Origin of the sequence: Micromonospora sp. WMMD975, from assembly GCF_029581215.1 — a bacterium.
GTDB lineage: Bacteria > Actinomycetota > Actinomycetes > Mycobacteriales > Micromonosporaceae > Micromonospora.
In genome coordinates this window covers 5885281-5901530 of record NZ_CP120739.1, presented here as the reverse complement: position 1 = coordinate 5901530, position 16250 = coordinate 5885281, and the positions used below count along the sequence as shown (strand labels likewise).

Below are 16250 nucleotides of genomic sequence, written 5' to 3'. Positions count from 1 at the left end.
CCCTCACCACCCGGGGTGTCACAACGACGACGGCCGGCGGGCTGTCGCCCGCCGGCCGTCGGTGAAAGGGGTGATGAGGCTTAGAACGCCTCCTCCGGGAGGTCCATGATCTCCAGGTCGGCGCCCTCGATGATCCGCCGGTCGGCGCCGATGCGGGGCAGCACCTCGCGGGCGAAGAACCGGGCGGCGGCCACCTTACCGGTGTAGAACGCCTTGTCGGTGGCGGAAACCTCGCCGGCGAGCGCCTTCAACGCCACGTCGGCCTGCTTCTGGAGCAGCCAGCCGACCACCAGGTCGCCGATCGCCAGCAGGAACCGGCGGCTGCCCAGGCCGACCTTGTAGAGCGCGCGGGCGTCACCGGCCTGGGCCTCGCCCAGCCAACCGGTCATCACACCGACGATGGTCTGGATCTCGGCGAGCGCCTTGCCGAGCGCCAGCCGCTCCTCCTTGAGCTGGCCGTTGCCGGCCTCGGAGGTGATGTGCTCCTGGATCTCGCCGGCGACCGCCATCAGGGCCTTGCCGTTGTCCCGGACGATCTTCCGGAAGATCAGGTCGAGGCTCTGGATGGCGGTGGTGCCCTCGTAGAGCGTGTCGATCTTGGCATCCCGGACGTACTGCTCCAGCGGGTAGTCCTGGAGGAAACCGGAGCCGCCGTACGTCTGGAGCGACTCGTGACCGAGCAGCTCGTACGCCCGCTCCGAGCCGACGCCCTTGACCAGCGGCAGGAGCAGGTCGTTGACCCGCTTGGCCAGCTTGGTGGCCTTCTCGTCACCGGCCGCCTCGGCGATCGCGACCTTGTCCTGCCAGCCGGCGGTGTAGCAGACGAGCGCCCGCAGTCCCTCGGCGTACGACTTCTGCATCAGCAGCGAGCGGCGCACGTCCGGGTGGTGGGTGATGGTCACGCGCGGGGCGGTCTTGTCGGCCTGCTGGACCAGGTCGGCGCCCTGCACCCGGTTCTTGGCATATTCCAGCGCGTTCAGATAGCCGGTGGAGAGCGTGGCGATGGCCTTGGTGCCGACCATCATCCGGGCGTACTCGATGATCATGAACATCTGGCGGATGCCGTCGTGCTTCTCGCCCAACAGCCAGCCCTTGGCGGGTACGCCGTGCTCGCCGAAGGTCACCTCGCAGGTGTTGGAGACCTTCAGGCCCATCTTGTGCTCGACGTTCGTGGCGTAGACGCCGTTGCGCTCGCCCAGCTCGCCGGTCTCGGCGTCGAAGTGGAACTTCGGCACCACGAAGAGGGACAGGCCCTTGGTGCCGGGGCCGCCGACGCCCTCCACACCGACCGGGCGGGCCAGCACGTAGTGGACGATGTTGTCGCTCAGGTCGTGTTCACCCGAGGTGATGAAGCGCTTGACGCCCTCGATGTGCCACGAGCCGTCCGGTTGCGGGACCGCGCGGGTGCGGCCGGCGCCCACGTCCGAGCCGGCGTCCGGCTCGGTCAGCACCATGGTCGAGCCCCACTGCTTCTCGATGAACAGCCGGGCCCACGTCTTCTGCTCCTCGGTGCCCTCGACGTGCAGCACGTGTGCGAAGGACGGGCCGGAGGCGTACATCCAGACCGGGGCGTTGGCGCCGAGCACCAGCTCGGCGAGGGACCACCAGAGGGCACGCGGGGCGTTCGTGCCGCCGAGGGCCTCGGGCAGGTCGAGCCGCCAGAACTCCGAGTCCATGAACGCCTGGTACGACTTCTTGAACGACGCCGGCAGCGGCGCGGTGTGCGTCGCCGGGTCGAAAACCGGCGGGTTGCGGTCGCTGTCCGTGTAGCTGGCGGCCAGGTCTTCGCGGGCCAGGCGGTCGACCTCGGAGAGGAAGCTGCGGGCGGTGTCGACGTCCAGATCCGTGTACGGCTCCTGGCCGAACGCCCGGTCCGCCCCGAACACCTCGAACAGGTTGAACTCGAGGTCCCGAAGGTTGCTCTTGTAGTGGGTCATGCTCGCTGGCCCCGCTTCCGGACAGGTGTTACCGATCAGTAACTCCAGACTGTATTACTGACCGGTAGGCAACGACAAGCCGATCACGGAAGTGACAGCGATTACACACCTGCGGTTCACCCGTCGGCGGCGCCGACCTCCCAGCTCGGCACCGGCGCGCCGGCCGCGCTGCGCGGCCCGGCGTACTCCATCAGGACCAGGGCGATGTCGTCGTCGAGGCGGCCGTGCACCCACTCCACCAGGGCGGTCTCCAGCGAGGCGAGCCCGTCGCCGACCGTGCCGTGGCCGAGCAGACGCCAGGCCCGGTCGGCGGTCGGGAAGAACTCCCCGTCCCGCCGGGCCTCGCCCAGCCCGTCGGTGAACAGCAACAGCCGGTCGCCCGGCTCCAGCCGCTCCACCCGGGGCCGGACCACAGGCATGAAACCGAGCGGTGGCGCGGGTGCCGGCGGCTCCAACGGGATCACCGCGCCCCGGCGCAGCAGCAGCGGCGCCGGATGTCCACAGTTGACGATGGTGAGCGTGCCGCCGCGCTCCTCGACCAGCGCGGCGGTGACGAAGTCCTCGTCGCCGACGTTGCGGGCCACCGCCCGGTCCAGGTCGGTCACCACCGCGCGCAGGTCGGCCCGCTCGTACGCCACATGCCGGTACGAGCCGAGCACGATGCTGGCCAGCCGGACCGCGTCCAAACCCTTTCCCCGCACGTCGCCGATGATCATGCGGACGCCGTACGGGGTGTCCATCACCTCGTAGAGGTCGCCGCCGATCTCGGCGGTGGCCGTGGAGGAGATGTAGCGCGCGGCTACCGCAAGCGTGCCGACCTGCGGACCGAGCGGACGCAGCACCGCCTGTTGAGCGACCGCGGCGAGCCGGGACAACTCCTCGATCCGCTCCGCCTGACGTTGCCGGATCGCCGCCGTGGCAGCGGCGATGACAGTGGCCAGCACAACGGCCGCCCCGCTCACCCCGGTCGCCAGCGAGCATCTCGGCTCGGCCGCGGCGAAGGCGGCAGCGGCGGCCGTGGCCAGCGCCCCCACCGCCAACACCACCCGCCAGGAGGCAAGCGCGCCGGCGAGCACGGGCGCCGCGGCCATCAGCGCCAGATAGTGCACCGAACGGCCGTCGGCGGCCTCCGCGGCCGAGACGATCGCGAGCAGCACGAGAGCCGCGCCGAGGCCGGCGCGGGATCCGGGGCTCAGCGGGCCGTGGCCCGGCTGGAAGGGTCGCGTACGTACATCCGACAGCATGCCTGATGGACGTGAAGCGGAGAATGAACCCGGGCCGTCCGGCGCGGAAGTTCTGCCGGAGAGGCCGATCAGCCGAGCACCTCGTACCGGACGTTCACCTCACCGAGACCTGTCGATGCGATGGCCGCGAACGCGGCGCGGGACAGGTCGATGCACCGACCGTCGATGTACGGACCACGGTCGTTGATCCGGACCACCACGGACTTGCCGTTGGCCGGGTTGGTGACCCGGAGCTTCGTGTTGAACGGCAACGTCTTGTGCGCGGCGGTGAGCGCGTCCGGGTTGAAGGTCTCACCGTTCGCGGTCATCTGGCCCTCGTCGTAGAAGGACGCGCCGCAGGAGCCGCTGTCCACGACCTTCGGGGCGGCGGTCTTCTTCTTCGTCGCGGTGGGCTTCGGTGCCGCGGTCCGGGCCTTGCCGCGGGACGCCGGCTGCGTACGGGTCGGCTTCGGGCTCGGGCTGGCCTTCGGCGATGCGCTGAGGCTCGCCGAGGCGGACGCGCTCGGCGAGGCGGACGCGCTCGGGGAGGGCGCGGCGGAGGTGGGGGGCGGGATCTCGGCCACGACCGGCTGGGCGGGCGGCTCGGCGGCGGTGAGCTGCACCGCGCCGACGGTGCCGCCGACCGCGAGCGCCACGCCGACGGCCGCGGTGGCGGCGATGCCGGCGGGCGAGGAGAGCAATCTGCGGGTACGAAGGTGCCTAGCAGCCACCGGGCCCGGTCCTTTCGTCGGTGGAACAAAAACCGGCCCGGACCGTAACGAGAGAGGTACTTCCGAAGTCAACGTGATCATGATGCTATGCCCACATTTACCCTGTTACGTGTAGCCGATCAAGCCACCGCCATTGGGCCGAACGGTGGACGGTGTGCAGGATGGGAGACGTGCTGACGCATCGCCTGGTCGAGTCGTTCCGGTGGGCCGACCCCGGACCGGAGAGCAGCCACCTGGTCAGCGACCTCTCCGGCTGGTGGCGCGACCCCGACGTACTCGCCGAGGTCGGGCCGGCACTGGCCGGCCTCTTCCCGGACGCGCGGCCCACCGTGGTGATCGCCCCCGAGGTGACCGGGCTGCTGCTCGGCCCGCTGGTCGCGGTCGCTGCCGGCGCCGGGTTCCTGCCCGCGTACAAGGACGGCGGTGAGCGTCGCCGGATCGGGCCGATGCGGTGGGCCGAGACCCCGCCGGACCACCGCGGGCAGCGGCTCCGCATCGGCGTGGACCGCCGGCGGCTCGCGCCGGGCGACCGGGTGCTGCTGGCGGACGACTGGGTCGACACCGGGGCACAGCTCGACGCGCTGCGCCGGGTGGTCCGGGACAGCGGCGCCCACCTGGTCGGCGCAGCCACGCTGGTGGCGACCTGTCCACCCGCCGTGGTCGAGCGCCTACGGCTGCGCGCCCTGCTCGCCGGCGACCAGCTCCCCGGCGAGGAGTGACCTCCGGGCACCCGATCCGGGCTCAGGCGTGCCGTAGCCTCGGCGGAATGTGGCCCCGCATCGATGGATTACGCACGCTCGCCCTCGGCACCCCCGGCGAGCTGCGCGCCCGCCTGAACGCGCTCGTGCTCTCCGGCGAGAAGACCGCCACTGCCGGCCTGACCGGCGAGTACGCGCAGGAGAACGAGGAGCTGGAGCACGTCGGCGAACGGCTGGCCCTGGTCGACGACCACGACGCGCTCGTCGGCGTCGTCGAGATCACCAACGTCGAGGTGGTGCGCTTCGCCGACGTGCCCTGGGACTTCGCCCGCGCCGAGGGTGAGGGGGACCGGTCGATCGAGGAGTGGCGGGCCGGTCACGGGGCCTACTGGGCCCGGCAGGGCACCCCCGTCACCGATGACAGCGAGATCGTCTGCCTCCGCTTCCGGCTGGTCTCCACGGAGGGCAGCGTCGGCACCTGAGGTGTTAGGAGGGGGCCCCGCTTATGCAGAAAGCGTTAAGCGGGGCCCCCTCCTTACACCTGGCGCAGGTCGGGCAGCAGCGCCGCCGCCTCGGCCAGCACCGCCTCGTCACCGGCGTACCAACTGCTCGCCCGGGGCCAGTGCGTCATCACGTCGGTGAAACCCAGGCGGGCCGCGCGGGCCACCTGCTCCGCGAAGAGATCGGCGCTGGTCAGGGAGAACACCGGCGCCGAGTCGAGCGAGAGGTAGCGATCAAGCGTGGCCGGGTCCCGGCCCGCCTGCTCCAGCGTCCGCGTCATCCGGTCGGACAGCTCCGCCACCGTGCCCCACCAGCTCTCCAGGTCGTCGCCGTCGAGGCCGGTGGTGACCCAGCCCTGCCCGAACCGGGCCACCAGCCGCATCGAGCGCGGCCCGTTCGCGGCCACCACGAACGGCACCCGGGGCTGCTGGACACAGCCGGGGTTGTTGCGGGCGTCCACCGCGGCGAACCACTCCCCGCGCCAGGTCGTGCCGTCCTCCCGCAGGATCCGGTCGAGCAGCTCGGTGAACTCGGCGAACCGGTCGACCCGCTGCCGCGGCGGCAGCGTCTCCCCACCGAGCACCGCCGAGTCGAAGCCGATGCCGCCCGCGCCCAACCCGAGCAGCGCCCGCCCGCCGGAGACGTCGTCGAGCGCGGTCACCTGCCGGGCGAACGCCGCCGGGTGGCGGAAGTTCGGCGAGGCGACGAGCGGGCCCAGCCGGACCCGGGAGGTCACCGTCGCCGCCGCGGTGAGCGTCGTCCACGAATCGAACCAGGGCCCGTCGACCAGGTCACGCCAGCCGAGGTGGTCGTAGGTCCAGGCGTGGTCGAAACCCCACTCGTCCACCTGCGCCCACCGCCGCCGCGCCTCCGACCACCGCTGGTCCGGCAGGATCACGATGCCAATCCGCATGATCGCCAGGGTACGGCCCGACCCGGCCCGCCGGCCCGGGCCGGCGGCTCACGTCGTCACGTCGGCCACCACGCAGGCGACGTTGTCCGGCGCGCCCGCCGCGTACGCCAGGTCGACCAACCGCCCGACGGCGGTCTCCGGGTCGTCCGCGCCGGCCAGCGCGGCGTGCAACGCGCCGGGGTCGACCACCGCGGAGAGCCCGTCCGAGCAGAGCAGGTAACGGTCGCCGGACAAGGCGGTACGCAGTGCCAGATCCGCCTCCACCTCGGCGCCCGCACCGAGCGCCCGGGCCAGCAGCGCCCGCTGCGGATGCACCCCGGCCTCGGCCGGCGTGAGCCGCCCCTGGTCGACAAGGGTCTGCACGTACGTGTGGTCCTGGGTGAGCCGGGACAACTCGCCGCCCCGCAGCAGGTACGCGCGGGTGTCCCCGACGTGCACCAGGGCGAGCCGGGTGCCGCGCCGCACGATCGCGGTGAGCGTACTGGCCGGCCGGTCGACGTCGGTGGCCCGCGCGCGTACCGCCCGGTCGGCCCGGGACACGGCGTCGGCAAGCGCGGACAGCAGGTCGGCGGCCGGCACGTCGGCCGACTCCAGCGACCGCAGCGCGTCCACCGCGGCGGCGCTGGCGTCCGCCCCGCCGGGACCGCGTACGCCGTCGGCGACCGCCAACAGCGCGCCGCCGGCGTACGCGACGTCCTCGTTGGAGTCACGGACGGCGCCGGTCTCGCAGCGCGTCGCGTACCGGAAGGTGTGCTCGGACATGGTGGTGCCCCTCTCGCTGAGCTGGTCGACGAGGAGCGCGACGGCCCGGCCGCGGGCCGCGGTGTCCGCACGGACCCGCCGCCACCAGGCGTCGAGCGCCTCGACGGCGGCCTCCGGCGGCAGGCCGCAGACGGTCCGGATCTCCGCCAGCGGCATCCCGGCCCGGCGCAGCGCGGCGATCAGCCGGGCCCGGTCGAGCTGCTCCGGCGCGTAGTAGCGGTAGCCGGAGTGCGGGTCCACGGCGGCCGGCGGCAACAGCCCGCAGTCGTCGTAGACCCGCAGTGCCTTGGCCGTCAGGCGGGCCGCGCGGGCGAACGCGCCGATGGTCAGCAGCCGCACGTCGCTCTCCTCCTCGCGCCGACCCGGGTGGCCGGCCCGGACCACGCTGATGCTTGCCGCAGGGGCCGGGTCAAGCCAGCTTCGCCAGCATCCGTCCGAGGTGCGGCTCGACGGAGCCGGCCGGCGCGTCGGCCACCTCGGCCGGCGTCCACCAGCGGACGCCCCGGAATTCCACCGGATCCGGGGTGAGCCGCTGGTCCCGGCCGGCGGTCAGCACATACCAGAGACTGACGTCGGTGTGCCGGCTCTCGGGCGGGCCGACCGTCTCGGTGACGGTGAGGAAGGCCGGTCGCTCCCCGAACGGCGGCGCGAAGACCGCCGGCACACCCAACTCCTCCCGCAGCTCGCGGCGGACCGTGCGCACCGGATGCTCGCCCGGCTCGACATGACCGCCGCTGGGCAGCCACATGCCGGCGTTGCGGTGGTCGACGAGCAGCACCGCGCCGTCGGACGGGTCGCGCAGCAGGAAGTAGGCGACCAGGTGCGGCGACGGGGTGCGCGGCTTGACCCGCCGGAAGATGTCCGTCGTGCTGGCCAGCCACGCCAGCGTCGCCTCCCGGTGCCGCGCCTCCCGCTCGTCACCCGGCGTCAGCCCTTCGACCAGGGCCCGGATCTCGTCCCGCATGCGCCGATAGTGCCAGCGGGGTACGACGCCGTCGGGCGCGCCCGCTTAGCCTGGCTCGGTGCCGGAACTCGAACGCCTCGCCGCCCACCACGCGCCCGCCGTGCTGCGCTTCGAGCGGGAGAACCGGGAGTACTTCGCCCGATGGGTACCCGACCGGGGCGACGACTACTTCGCCGACTTCGCGGCCCGGCACGCGGGCCTGCTCGACGAACAGGCTCGCGGCACGTGCCGCTTCCACGTGCTGCTCGACGATGACGGCGCGGTGCTCGGGCGGTTCAACCTGGTCGACGTGGCCGACGGCAGCGCCGAGCTGGGCTACCGGGTGGCCGCGCGCGCCGCCGGGCGCGGCCTGGCCCGACACGGCGTACGGCGCGTCTGTGAACTGGCCCGAGACGAGTACGGGCTGCGCCGGCTGGTCGCCGACGCGGCGCTGGCGAACCCGGCGTCGCTGGCGGTGCTCCGGGGTACCGGGTTCGTGCCGGCCGGCGAGGTGGACCTGGGCGGGCAGCCGGGCCGGCGGCACGTCCTGGAGCTTCATCCCAAGTCGTAGCAGGCGATCGGCTCGGTTACCGCGCCAAGCTTGTCTGCCTCGAACAACCCGATGCGCGAGATATTGAAGGAAAGGTCGACAGGGGACGTCGGAAGGTCAGCCGTCGGTCTGGTCGCGAAGCGCGTGATCGTTACGTGCGGCCGGTAGAGATCGCCGCTCAAGTCGTACCCCGAACGCTTGGCTTGCTCCTCCTGCGCCGCAGAATATGGAGCGAAGAAGTCTTCGACGACCGGCTGCCCGGGCGAGAAGCGAAGCGGTAGCAGAGCGTCAGAAACCTCGTTGTGCAGGGACATCATACTTGGACTCCTTGCATAGGAGACCTCGTAGTAGTTCCCCGGAGTCAGATAGTAGCCAGTGTGCTCCGAGGTGATCGGTGAACGTCGACTGGCCGCAAGCGCCTCCACACGCAGGACGATCTCATCGATCTTGAGACGCGAAAAGCGAGCCATGTAGAGCGTCATATGGGCTAGACGCTGCTGCCCATCGACGTGTATCAGACCGCCGCGGGTCTGGAGCTCACCGCTCAGCCGCTGCACCTCTGCCGCTATCGGTTGCGGCGGCAGAATCGCCACATTTAACAGCGTCGTTTCCAGACTGATATCCGACTGTCGCACCCGCACATCCACTCGTCCCACGTACTGGACTGTACCACTCTAAACCGGCCGATGCTATCATCCATCCATAACTACATGACTCTAATGGGGAAACGATGCCTGACCAGCAGGTTCACATCGGCCGACAGCTTCAGCGGAAGCAGTTCAGGCACCTGTTGCGACAACTCGGAACCCGCATCCTCGACCTCCTGCAACCCGTCATTGTGTTCGGTGGATTGATTATCATCCTGGTTCTGAATATTCCATGGATGAAGCCTGTCCTCGACCGCGTCGACCTCAAAGATACGAGCGGCTTGACGCAAACGTTGATCTTTGCCACCCTAGGCGCCGTGTTTCTGGAGGTGCGCTCCATAGCACAGCGCGTCGAAGACAATTCTTCCGAACAGAAGCATCTCGCCGACCCGTTAGATGTTTACGCGATACTTATCGATCGCATCAGGTCGATCAAGCGGCCGGAGGAGAAGTGTCTGGATGTGCTTGGCATGTCGCTCTACACTGCGTGGCCAAGCATCGGGTTCTGGCTGAACAGGACCGAGTTGCAAGATTGGAAGATACGCATGGCGGCGGTCGTGGAGAGCGACGCGGGTGGCCTGTTCCCGACGGAGTGGGTCGATGAGGGACGCAACAACCTCACGCAGATCTACGACATGCAGCAATCTCCCGCTCTCGCGCGCCGCCGCATCACGCTTGAGCCGTACGGCTACAACTTCGTACCGGTAGTGCACGGCTTTCGGCTAGGCAATGGCGACTTGTTCTACTCCCTACTGGGATGGGGCCCGGACGGTCGCATCAGTCGAGACAAGTATTCTTACGAATACTTGCCATCGGAAGACAGATCACCCTCGGCCGAGTCCATCCGGGATGTCTTTGACTCATGGTTTGTCCGCGCATGCAGGGACCGCTGGCCGAGGCCTTCATGAGCAATGCCGTAGCCGTTGCCGCCGTCAACTCGGTCGCTCGTCCCCGGAGGGCCACGCCTCCACCCGGGCCCACGTCGGACACGGCAAGCGCAAGAAGTGACCGGAACGAGTGAGGCCCAGGCCGGGAACAAACCCTGACCTGGGCCCTACTTGTGGAGCGGGTGACGGGAATCGAACCCGCACTGTCAGCTTGGGAAGCTGATGTTCTGCCATTGAACTACACCCGCAGGCGGCACCACTGTACCTGAGGTCACCGCCCCCGTGCACCCAGGTACCCCCGCGTCGCCACCACCTCGCCGAACTGGAGTGGATCAAGAACGCCCGGTGCGGACCGGCCGGGGATGTTGCATGCCGGCAACATATGGCCGTTCTCAAATGCGTCGATGGGATGTAACGTCTGCCCCACGTTTCCGACCCGACGTGACACACCCCCGGTCACGTCGTCAGAAAGAGGTGGGCCCATGGGACTCCGTCCCAACCTGCTGACCCGGCGTACCGCCGGTGTCGCGACGTCGACCCTCGCGCTGCTGCTCAGCACCGCGGCCGTCGGCGTCGTCCCCGCTGCTTCGGCCTTCTCGGCCGCCCCGGCCGGCGGCTGCGCCGAGCCGGCCGACAGCCACGCCAACGCCCGCGTCGCCAAGGGCGGCAACGTCAAGCTCGACCCCAACGAGCTGACCGCGCAGCAGGTACGCGAGCGCGAGGCCGACCTCGCCGCCGCGCAACGCGCACGCGCCAACTTCCGCACCGGCGCCGTCGCCCCGCTGGCGACCGTGACCATCCCGGTCGTCGTGCACGTGATCCAGGAGAACAGCACCCGGGCCGGCGGCAACATCACCGACTCGATGATCAACCAGCAGATCAGCGTGCTCAACCAGGCGTACGCGGGCTCGACCGGCGGCGCGGCCACCGCGTTCTCCTTCTCACTCACGAAGATCAACCGCGTGACCAACACGTCGTGGTACCCGATCGTGCAGGGCTCCTCGGCCGAGCGCTCGATGAAGACCTCGCTGCGCCAGGGCGGCAAGAACACGCTCAACATCTACCTGGGCGAGCTGAGCGACAGCCTGCTCGGCTGGGCGACCTTCCCGAAGCGGACGCTCGACAAGATGGACGGCGTCGTCGTGCTCAACGAGTCGCTGCCCGGCGGCACCGCGACCAACTACAACCAGGGCGACACCGGCACCCACGAGATCGGCCACTGGCTGAACCTCTACCACACCTTCCAGGGCGGCTGCTCCGGCTCGGGCGACGGCGTCTCCGACACCCCGGCCGAGGCGTCCCCCGCCTACCAGTGCCCGACCGGCCGGGACACCTGCTCCGCGACCGGCAAGGACCCGATCACCAACTTCATGGACTACACCTACGACTCCTGCATGTACCAGTTCACCGCCGGCCAGGCGAGCCGCATGCTCACCGCGTGGAACGCGTACCGCGCGGCCTGACCTCACCCCACCACGCACCGACGCCGGCCCCGTCCTCGGACAGGGCCGGCGTCGGTCGTTTTGCGGACCGCTCGGACGCCGGAAGGGCACCTCGGCCCGCGGATCTGGTCGGCGCAGCCGGATGTGACCGCCGGCCGGAGCCGACCGGATGAGATCAGGCGGCTGGGCGACGGGTGTCGAAGCCGTGCCGGCCGCGCCGGCCCTCCGGGGCGAGCGGCCCCTCACGGAGAGCCGGCGTGGCCCGCCGCGGATCGAGCGGCTCGTGACCGAGAGCCGGCGCGGAGCCGCGCGGGTCGAGCCAGAGCCGCATCTCCGGCCGGCCGGTGCCGGGGCGGGCAGCCGGGTCGCGCCGGGTCAGCATCGCCACGTCGACGGAGAACTCGAACAGTTTCCAGTCGCCGAGCGGCGCCGCCCGGCCGACCCGGGCCAGCCGGGCCACCGTGCCCGGATCGGTCACCGGGTGGGCGCGGCCCGCGACGTACGCCTCGTCGTCGCTCTCCTCCGGCGGGAACGAGTGCAGCGCGTAGCGGCCGTCGCGTTCGAGGTCGCGGCGCTTGGGCGAGTCGATGACGAAGCACCACAGCCCGTCGTCGGTGATCAGTGGGGAGACCGGGTGCACGCGGGGCCCGCCGTCGGCGCGGACCGTGGCGAGATAGCCGAAGCCCGGCCCGTACTGCTGGATCAGAAGGCGGATCTCGGCGGCGAGTCGGGGCTCGTCGGCGGCGAATTCGGACCAGGAAGCCATGCCGACATCCTATCGAACACTTGTACGACAGCGCAGTCCGACACGCAGGTCACCCGCATCGGTCGCTATGGTGTTCCGATGCTGCTCTCCGACCGCGACCTGGTCTCCGAGATCAAGGCGGGCACGCTCGCGCTGGAGCCCTTCGAGCCCACACTGGTGCAGCCGTCCAGCATCGACGTACGCCTCGACCGGCTGTTCCGGGTATTCAACAACCACCTCTACACGCACATCGACCCGTCGACGCAGCAGGACGACCTGACATCGATGGTGGAGGTGCCGGAGGGGCAGGCGTTCGTGCTGCACCCGGGTGAGTTCGTGCTCGCCTCCACGCTCGAGGTGATCTCGTTGGGCGAGCAGCTCGCCGGCCGATTGGAGGGCAAGTCCAGCCTGGGCCGGCTCGGCCTGCTGACGCACTCCACCGCCGGGTTCATCGACCCGGGCTTCTCCGGTCACATCACGCTGGAGCTGTCGAACGTGGCGAATCTGCCGATCACGCTCTGGCCGGGCATGAAGATCGGCCAGCTCTGCATCTTCCGGCTCTCCTCGCCGGCCGAGCACCCGTACGGCTCGGCCGTCTACGGGTCGCGTTACCAGGGTCAGCGCGGCCCGACGCCGAGCCGGTCGTGGCAGAGCTGGCGCACCTGGCCGACGCGCTGACGCCAGCCGATCGTGGTTGTTAAGAGGGGCCCCCGCCTATACCGAATGCGTTAAGCGGGGGCCCCTCCTTACACCTCAGGTGGGGCGGCCGTAGCTGTTGATGTCGCCGTCGTCCACGCGCTTCATGGTGATGGGCTTGCCGGACTGGGAGGCGTGCACCACCCAGCCGTCGCCGACGTACATCCCCACGTGGTGCAGGTCGGCGTAGTAGAAGACCAGGTCACCGGCGCGCAACTCGGCGCGGCTGACCCGCTTCGTGACGTTGTGCTGCTGGCGGGCGTTGTGCGGCAGCGAGACACCGGCCTTGGCCCAGGCGGCCATGGTCAGGCCCGAGCAGTCGAAGTGGTCCGGGCCGGCGGCGCCCCAGACATAGATCTTGCCGATCTGGGCGCAGGCGAACTTGACCGCCACCCCGGCCGCGCCACCCGGGTACCCGGCCGGGCAGGGCACCGGGCGCAGCTTGCCACCGCCACCGTTTCCGTACACCTTGAGCCGCAGCTTCTGGAGCTTGGCGATCTCGGCGTCGATCTGCTTCTTCTTCGCCGCGAGCTGGGCCTCGGTACGGCTCAGGTCGGCGACCATCTCGTCCAGCGGCTTCTTCTTCGCCGCCAGCTCGTCGCGCAGATCGGCGATGGTGCGCACCTGCTCCTGCTGGTGGCGCGCGAAGCGGTCGAGCAGCTCCAGGCCACTCATCAGCTCGCCCGGCGAGCGGCTGCCCAGCAGGGCGTTGACGGTCGAGAGGTTGTCGCCCTTGTACGCGTCGGCGGCGAGCCCGCCGACCTGGCCGAGCGCGGCGTCCACGCGGGCCTGGAGTGGGGCGATCCGCCGACCGAGCGCGTCGGCCTGCTTGCGTCGCAGCGCGAGCTGCTCGCGTACGGCGTTGACCTGCTCGATGACGGGTTCGAGCTTGTTCCAGTCGCGGTCGATCCGGGCTTCGATCTCGGCGACCGAGGGTTCGGCGTGGGCCGCCGTCGCGCCTCCGGTCAGGACGACCGCGGCGCCGACCAGGGCGGCGAGTGTGGTGGTGAAGCGGGACCAGCGGGAACGCGGCGCGACGGCGGACCGGTCGATCGACCGGCTCGACGACGGCCGCGGGGCATGGTGTGCCACCGGGCGTCGGTACTCCTTCTTCCTGACCGCCTACCGGGTTAGCTGACGGGTTCGGGCGGGAAGGGGGACGCCCTACCGCAGTGGCTGCGGATTCACCCCAGGTACCTGGGTCCCCGATTCGCCCGGAGGCGACTCGGCGGTGTCGGACCGTCACCGGCCGGGTTGGACGGTGAACGTACGGGCCGACAATTGGCCAGAGTAGGGATCCCCGTTATCGATCCGCAACCCGAACGGCCGTGACACTCCGTACGGAATGGGCAACCCCGGACATGAGTGAAGCTTTTTTTCACATCAGATTATCCGGCGGAAAGGTATTGACCGTCACGGGTGCGCGGAGTGAGGGTGGGGACGCAGTGACCCCCATCCCTGTCCAGGAGGTTCGATGCACCTCTCGCCCCCGCCGTCGGCCGGACGGATGCTGCTCGCCGCCGCCGTGGCGACAGCCACCGCGCTGGCGACCACCGGCCCGGTGACCGCCGCGCCACCGAACACCCTATCCAGCAACGACGACAGGCAGAAGCAGTACGCCGCCGCGGCGGCCGAATACGGCGTGCCGCAGAACGTGCTGCTCGGCGTCTCCTACCTGGAGTCCCGCTGGGACGCCCACCCGGGGCAGCCCAGCACCAGCGGCGGCTACGGCCCGATGCACCTCACCGACGCCGCGCACGTCCTCGCCTTGCCCCGCAGCGCGCACGTCGGCGAGGACGAGGACCCGCGCGGCGACGACTCCCGCCCGCTCACCCTCGACCCGGCCACGACCGCCGCACCGGCCCGGGAGAAGCCGCTGCCCACCGCCTCGCTCCAGACGCTCGACGCCGCCGCGACGCTCACCGGCCTCGACGCGCAGAAGCTGCGCACCGATCCGGCCGCGAACATCCGTGGTGGCGCGGCGCTGCTCGCCGCGTACCAGAAGGCACTGGGTGGGCCGGTCGGTGCCGGCACCGACGCGGCGGCCTGGTACGGCGCGGTGGCCCGCTACTCCGGCGCGGACACCTCGGACGCGGCGGCGGCCTTCGCCGACGAGGTCTACGACCAGCTCGGCCAGGGCGCGACCCGGACCACCGACGACGGGCAGCGGGTCACCATGGCCGCCACCGCCGCCCGGCCGGACCGCGGGGTGCTCAGCCGGCTCGGGCTGCGCCACGCGCAGCGGCCGGACGGGCTGGAGTGCCCGGTGCGGCTGGCCTGCGAGTGGATCCCCGCACCGTACGAGCAGCTCAGCGCGGACCCGGGCGACTACGGCAACCACGACCTGGGCAACCGGCCGAAGCAGCAGAAGATCGAATACATCGTCATCCACGACACCGAGGGCTACTTCGACCCCAGCGTCGACCTGGTGAAGCGCGCCGACTACCTCGGCTGGCACTACACGCTGCGCTCGGCGGACGGCTACGTCGCCCAGCACATCAAGGCCAAGGACGTCGGCTGGCACGCCGGCAACTGGTACGTCAACGCCAAGTCCATCGGCCTGGAGCACGAGGGCTTCGCCGGAAACGGCGCCTGGTACACCGAGGCGATGTACCGCAGCTCGGCCAAGCTGGTCCGCTACCTGGCGCAGAAGTTCGGCATCCCGCTGGACCGGCAGCACATCATCGGTCACGACAACGTGCCCGGCATCACCGCCGCGGCGGTCGGCGGCATGCACTGGGACCCGGGCCCCTACTGGGACTGGTCGCACTACTTCGACCTGATGAAGGCACCATTCCGGACCCTCGGCACCGCGCGTACCGGCCTGGTCACCATCGACCCGGACGTCACCACCAACCGGCCGGCGTTCGTCGGCTGCAACCAGCAGCCGCCTGGCGTCCCGACGCCCACCCCGCCGGCCGAGCCCTGCCCGTCGCACGGCTCCTCGGCGGTGCTCCTGCGGACCGCGCCGAGCGCGGACGCCCCGCTCGTCAACGACCTCGGGCTGCGCCCGGACGGCACACCGGACACGATGTACATCTCCGACCACGGCGCCCGCGCCTCGGCCGGACAGACGTACGCGGTGGCCGGCCGGCAGGGTGACTGGACGGCAATCTGGTATCTCGGCCAGAAGGCGTGGTTCCACAACCCCACCAAGGCGCCCACGGCCAAGTGGTCCACCGGCTTCGTGGTGACGCCACGGCCCGGCCGTGCCACCGTCCCGGTGTACGGCCGCGCCTACCCGGAGCAGGCCGCCTACCCGGACACCATCCCGTACCAGGCCATCTCCCCGCTCCAGTACACGTTCGCGGCCGGCCAGCGGTACGCCGTCGGCGGCGTGCTGCCGGGCGAGTACTACCGGGCGGTCTCGTTCGACGGCTCGGCCCCCGGCGACCGCACCGTGGTCCGGGGCAAGAACCGGTACGTGCAGGTCCAGTTCGGCCACCGGATCATGTTCGTGAACCTCGACGACGTGCTGATCCTGCCGTCGCCGGTCGGCGCGCCCCGGTAGGGGAACCCGGCGCGAAAAGATCCCGACGCGAGGAAGGCCCCCGGTCCAGTGGACCGGGGGCCTT

16 protein-coding genes, 1 tRNA gene and 1 riboswitch are annotated in these 16250 nt (G+C 70.6%); of the genes, 7 read left to right on the top strand and 10 right to left on the bottom strand.

Annotated elements, in window-relative coordinates:
- Positions 1-80: 80 nt before the first annotated feature.
- The 3 genes from O7613_RS26320 to O7613_RS26310 form a co-directional block, all read right to left on the bottom strand.
- Positions 81-1937 carry an acyl-CoA dehydrogenase gene (locus tag O7613_RS26320; protein ID WP_281585704.1) on the bottom strand — a complete coding sequence of 619 codons (1857 nt, stop codon included), beginning with the start codon at positions 1935-1937 and terminating at the stop codon, positions 81-83.
- Between the two features lie 116 nt (positions 1938-2053).
- Positions 2054-3181 carry a PP2C family protein-serine/threonine phosphatase gene (locus O7613_RS26315; RefSeq protein ID WP_281585705.1) on the bottom strand — a complete coding sequence of 376 codons (1128 nt, stop codon included), beginning with the start codon at positions 3179-3181 and terminating at the stop codon, positions 2054-2056.
- Between the two features lie 68 nt (positions 3182-3249).
- Positions 3250-3891 (bottom strand): septal ring lytic transglycosylase RlpA family protein, encoded by a 642-nt coding sequence (locus tag O7613_RS26310; RefSeq protein WP_281585706.1) that lies wholly within the window; start codon positions 3889-3891, stop codon positions 3250-3252.
- 161 nt (positions 3892-4052) lie between these two features.
- Between O7613_RS26310 and O7613_RS26305 the strand changes: the two genes are divergently transcribed.
- Both O7613_RS26305 and O7613_RS26300 read left to right on the top strand, forming a co-directional pair.
- A complete protein-coding gene (locus tag O7613_RS26305; protein ID WP_282290563.1) occupies positions 4053-4610 on the top strand; it encodes a phosphoribosyltransferase in 558 nt (185 codons plus the stop codon).
- A 47-nt stretch (positions 4611-4657) separates the two neighbouring features.
- A complete protein-coding gene (locus O7613_RS26300) occupies positions 4658-5071 on the top strand; it encodes an ASCH domain-containing protein (protein ID WP_282290561.1) in 414 nt (137 codons plus the stop codon).
- A gap of 53 nt (positions 5072-5124) precedes the next feature.
- Here O7613_RS26300 and O7613_RS26295 read toward each other — a convergent pair whose 3' ends face one another.
- The 3 genes from O7613_RS26295 to O7613_RS26285 all read right to left on the bottom strand — a co-directional run bounded on the left by O7613_RS26295 (position 5125) and on the right by O7613_RS26285 (position 7729).
- Positions 5125-6003, bottom strand: a complete 879-nt coding sequence (locus tag O7613_RS26295) for an LLM class flavin-dependent oxidoreductase (RefSeq protein ID WP_282290559.1) — start codon at positions 6001-6003, stop codon at positions 5125-5127.
- A gap of 48 nt (positions 6004-6051) precedes the next feature.
- Positions 6052-7104, bottom strand: a complete 1053-nt coding sequence (locus O7613_RS26290) for a MerR family transcriptional regulator (RefSeq protein ID WP_282290556.1) — start codon at positions 7102-7104, stop codon at positions 6052-6054.
- Positions 7105-7174: 70 nt separating this feature from the next.
- On the bottom strand, positions 7175-7729 hold the full coding sequence (locus O7613_RS26285; RefSeq protein ID WP_282290554.1) for an NUDIX domain-containing protein: 555 nt from the start codon (positions 7727-7729) through the stop codon (positions 7175-7177).
- Between the two features lie 58 nt (positions 7730-7787).
- On the opposite strand from O7613_RS26285, the gene O7613_RS26280 reads away from it, so the two are divergent.
- Positions 7788-8279, top strand: a complete 492-nt coding sequence (locus tag O7613_RS26280; RefSeq protein WP_282290533.1) for a GNAT family N-acetyltransferase — start codon at positions 7788-7790, stop codon at positions 8277-8279.
- On the opposite strand, the gene O7613_RS26275 is transcribed toward O7613_RS26280, so the two are convergent.
- Positions 8264-8914, bottom strand: a complete 651-nt coding sequence (locus tag O7613_RS26275; RefSeq protein WP_281585713.1) for a 2'-5' RNA ligase family protein — start codon at positions 8912-8914, stop codon at positions 8264-8266. The two genes, O7613_RS26280 and O7613_RS26275, sit on opposite strands and share 16 nt — an antisense overlap.
- Positions 8915-8988: 74 nt before the next feature.
- On the opposite strand from O7613_RS26275, the gene O7613_RS26270 reads away from it, so the two are divergent.
- The gene (locus tag O7613_RS26270; RefSeq protein WP_281585714.1) at positions 8989-9813 is read left to right on the top strand and encodes a hypothetical protein; all 825 of its coding nucleotides are present in this window, start codon (positions 8989-8991) and stop codon (positions 9811-9813) included.
- A gap of 153 nt (positions 9814-9966) precedes the next feature.
- On the opposite strand, the gene O7613_RS26265 is transcribed toward O7613_RS26270, so the two are convergent.
- A tRNA-Gly gene (locus tag O7613_RS26265) sits at positions 9967-10040 on the bottom strand.
- Positions 10041-10274: 234 nt separating this feature from the next.
- Between O7613_RS26265 and O7613_RS26260 the strand changes: the two genes are divergently transcribed.
- Positions 10275-11255 (top strand): zinc metalloprotease, encoded by a 981-nt coding sequence (locus tag O7613_RS26260; RefSeq protein ID WP_282290532.1) that lies wholly within the window; start codon positions 10275-10277, stop codon positions 11253-11255.
- 154 nt (positions 11256-11409) lie between these two features.
- On the opposite strand, the gene O7613_RS26255 is transcribed toward O7613_RS26260, so the two are convergent.
- On the bottom strand, positions 11410-12000 hold the full coding sequence (locus O7613_RS26255; protein ID WP_281585716.1) for a pyridoxamine 5'-phosphate oxidase family protein: 591 nt from the start codon (positions 11998-12000) through the stop codon (positions 11410-11412).
- A gap of 78 nt (positions 12001-12078) precedes the next feature.
- Here O7613_RS26255 and dcd point away from each other — a divergent pair, with 78 nt between their 5' ends.
- Positions 12079-12657: a dCTP deaminase gene (dcd, locus tag O7613_RS26250; RefSeq protein WP_281585717.1), complete on the top strand. Its 579-nt coding sequence runs from the start codon at positions 12079-12081 to the stop codon at positions 12655-12657.
- A 75-nt stretch (positions 12658-12732) separates the two neighbouring features.
- Here the strand turns inward: dcd and O7613_RS26245 are convergent, their stop codons facing one another.
- Positions 12733-13767: an NlpC/P60 family protein gene (locus O7613_RS26245; protein WP_282290526.1), complete on the bottom strand. Its 1035-nt coding sequence runs from the start codon at positions 13765-13767 to the stop codon at positions 12733-12735.
- Positions 13768-13780: 13 nt separating this feature from the next.
- Positions 13781-13916, bottom strand: a riboswitch (cyclic di-AMP (ydaO/yuaA leader).
- Between the two features lie 233 nt (positions 13917-14149).
- Here O7613_RS26245 and O7613_RS26240 point away from each other — a divergent pair.
- Positions 14150-16186, top strand: coding sequence for a peptidoglycan recognition family protein (locus tag O7613_RS26240; RefSeq protein ID WP_282290525.1), 2037 nt, complete (start codon positions 14150-14152; stop codon positions 16184-16186).
- Positions 16187-16250 lie beyond the last annotated feature (64 nt).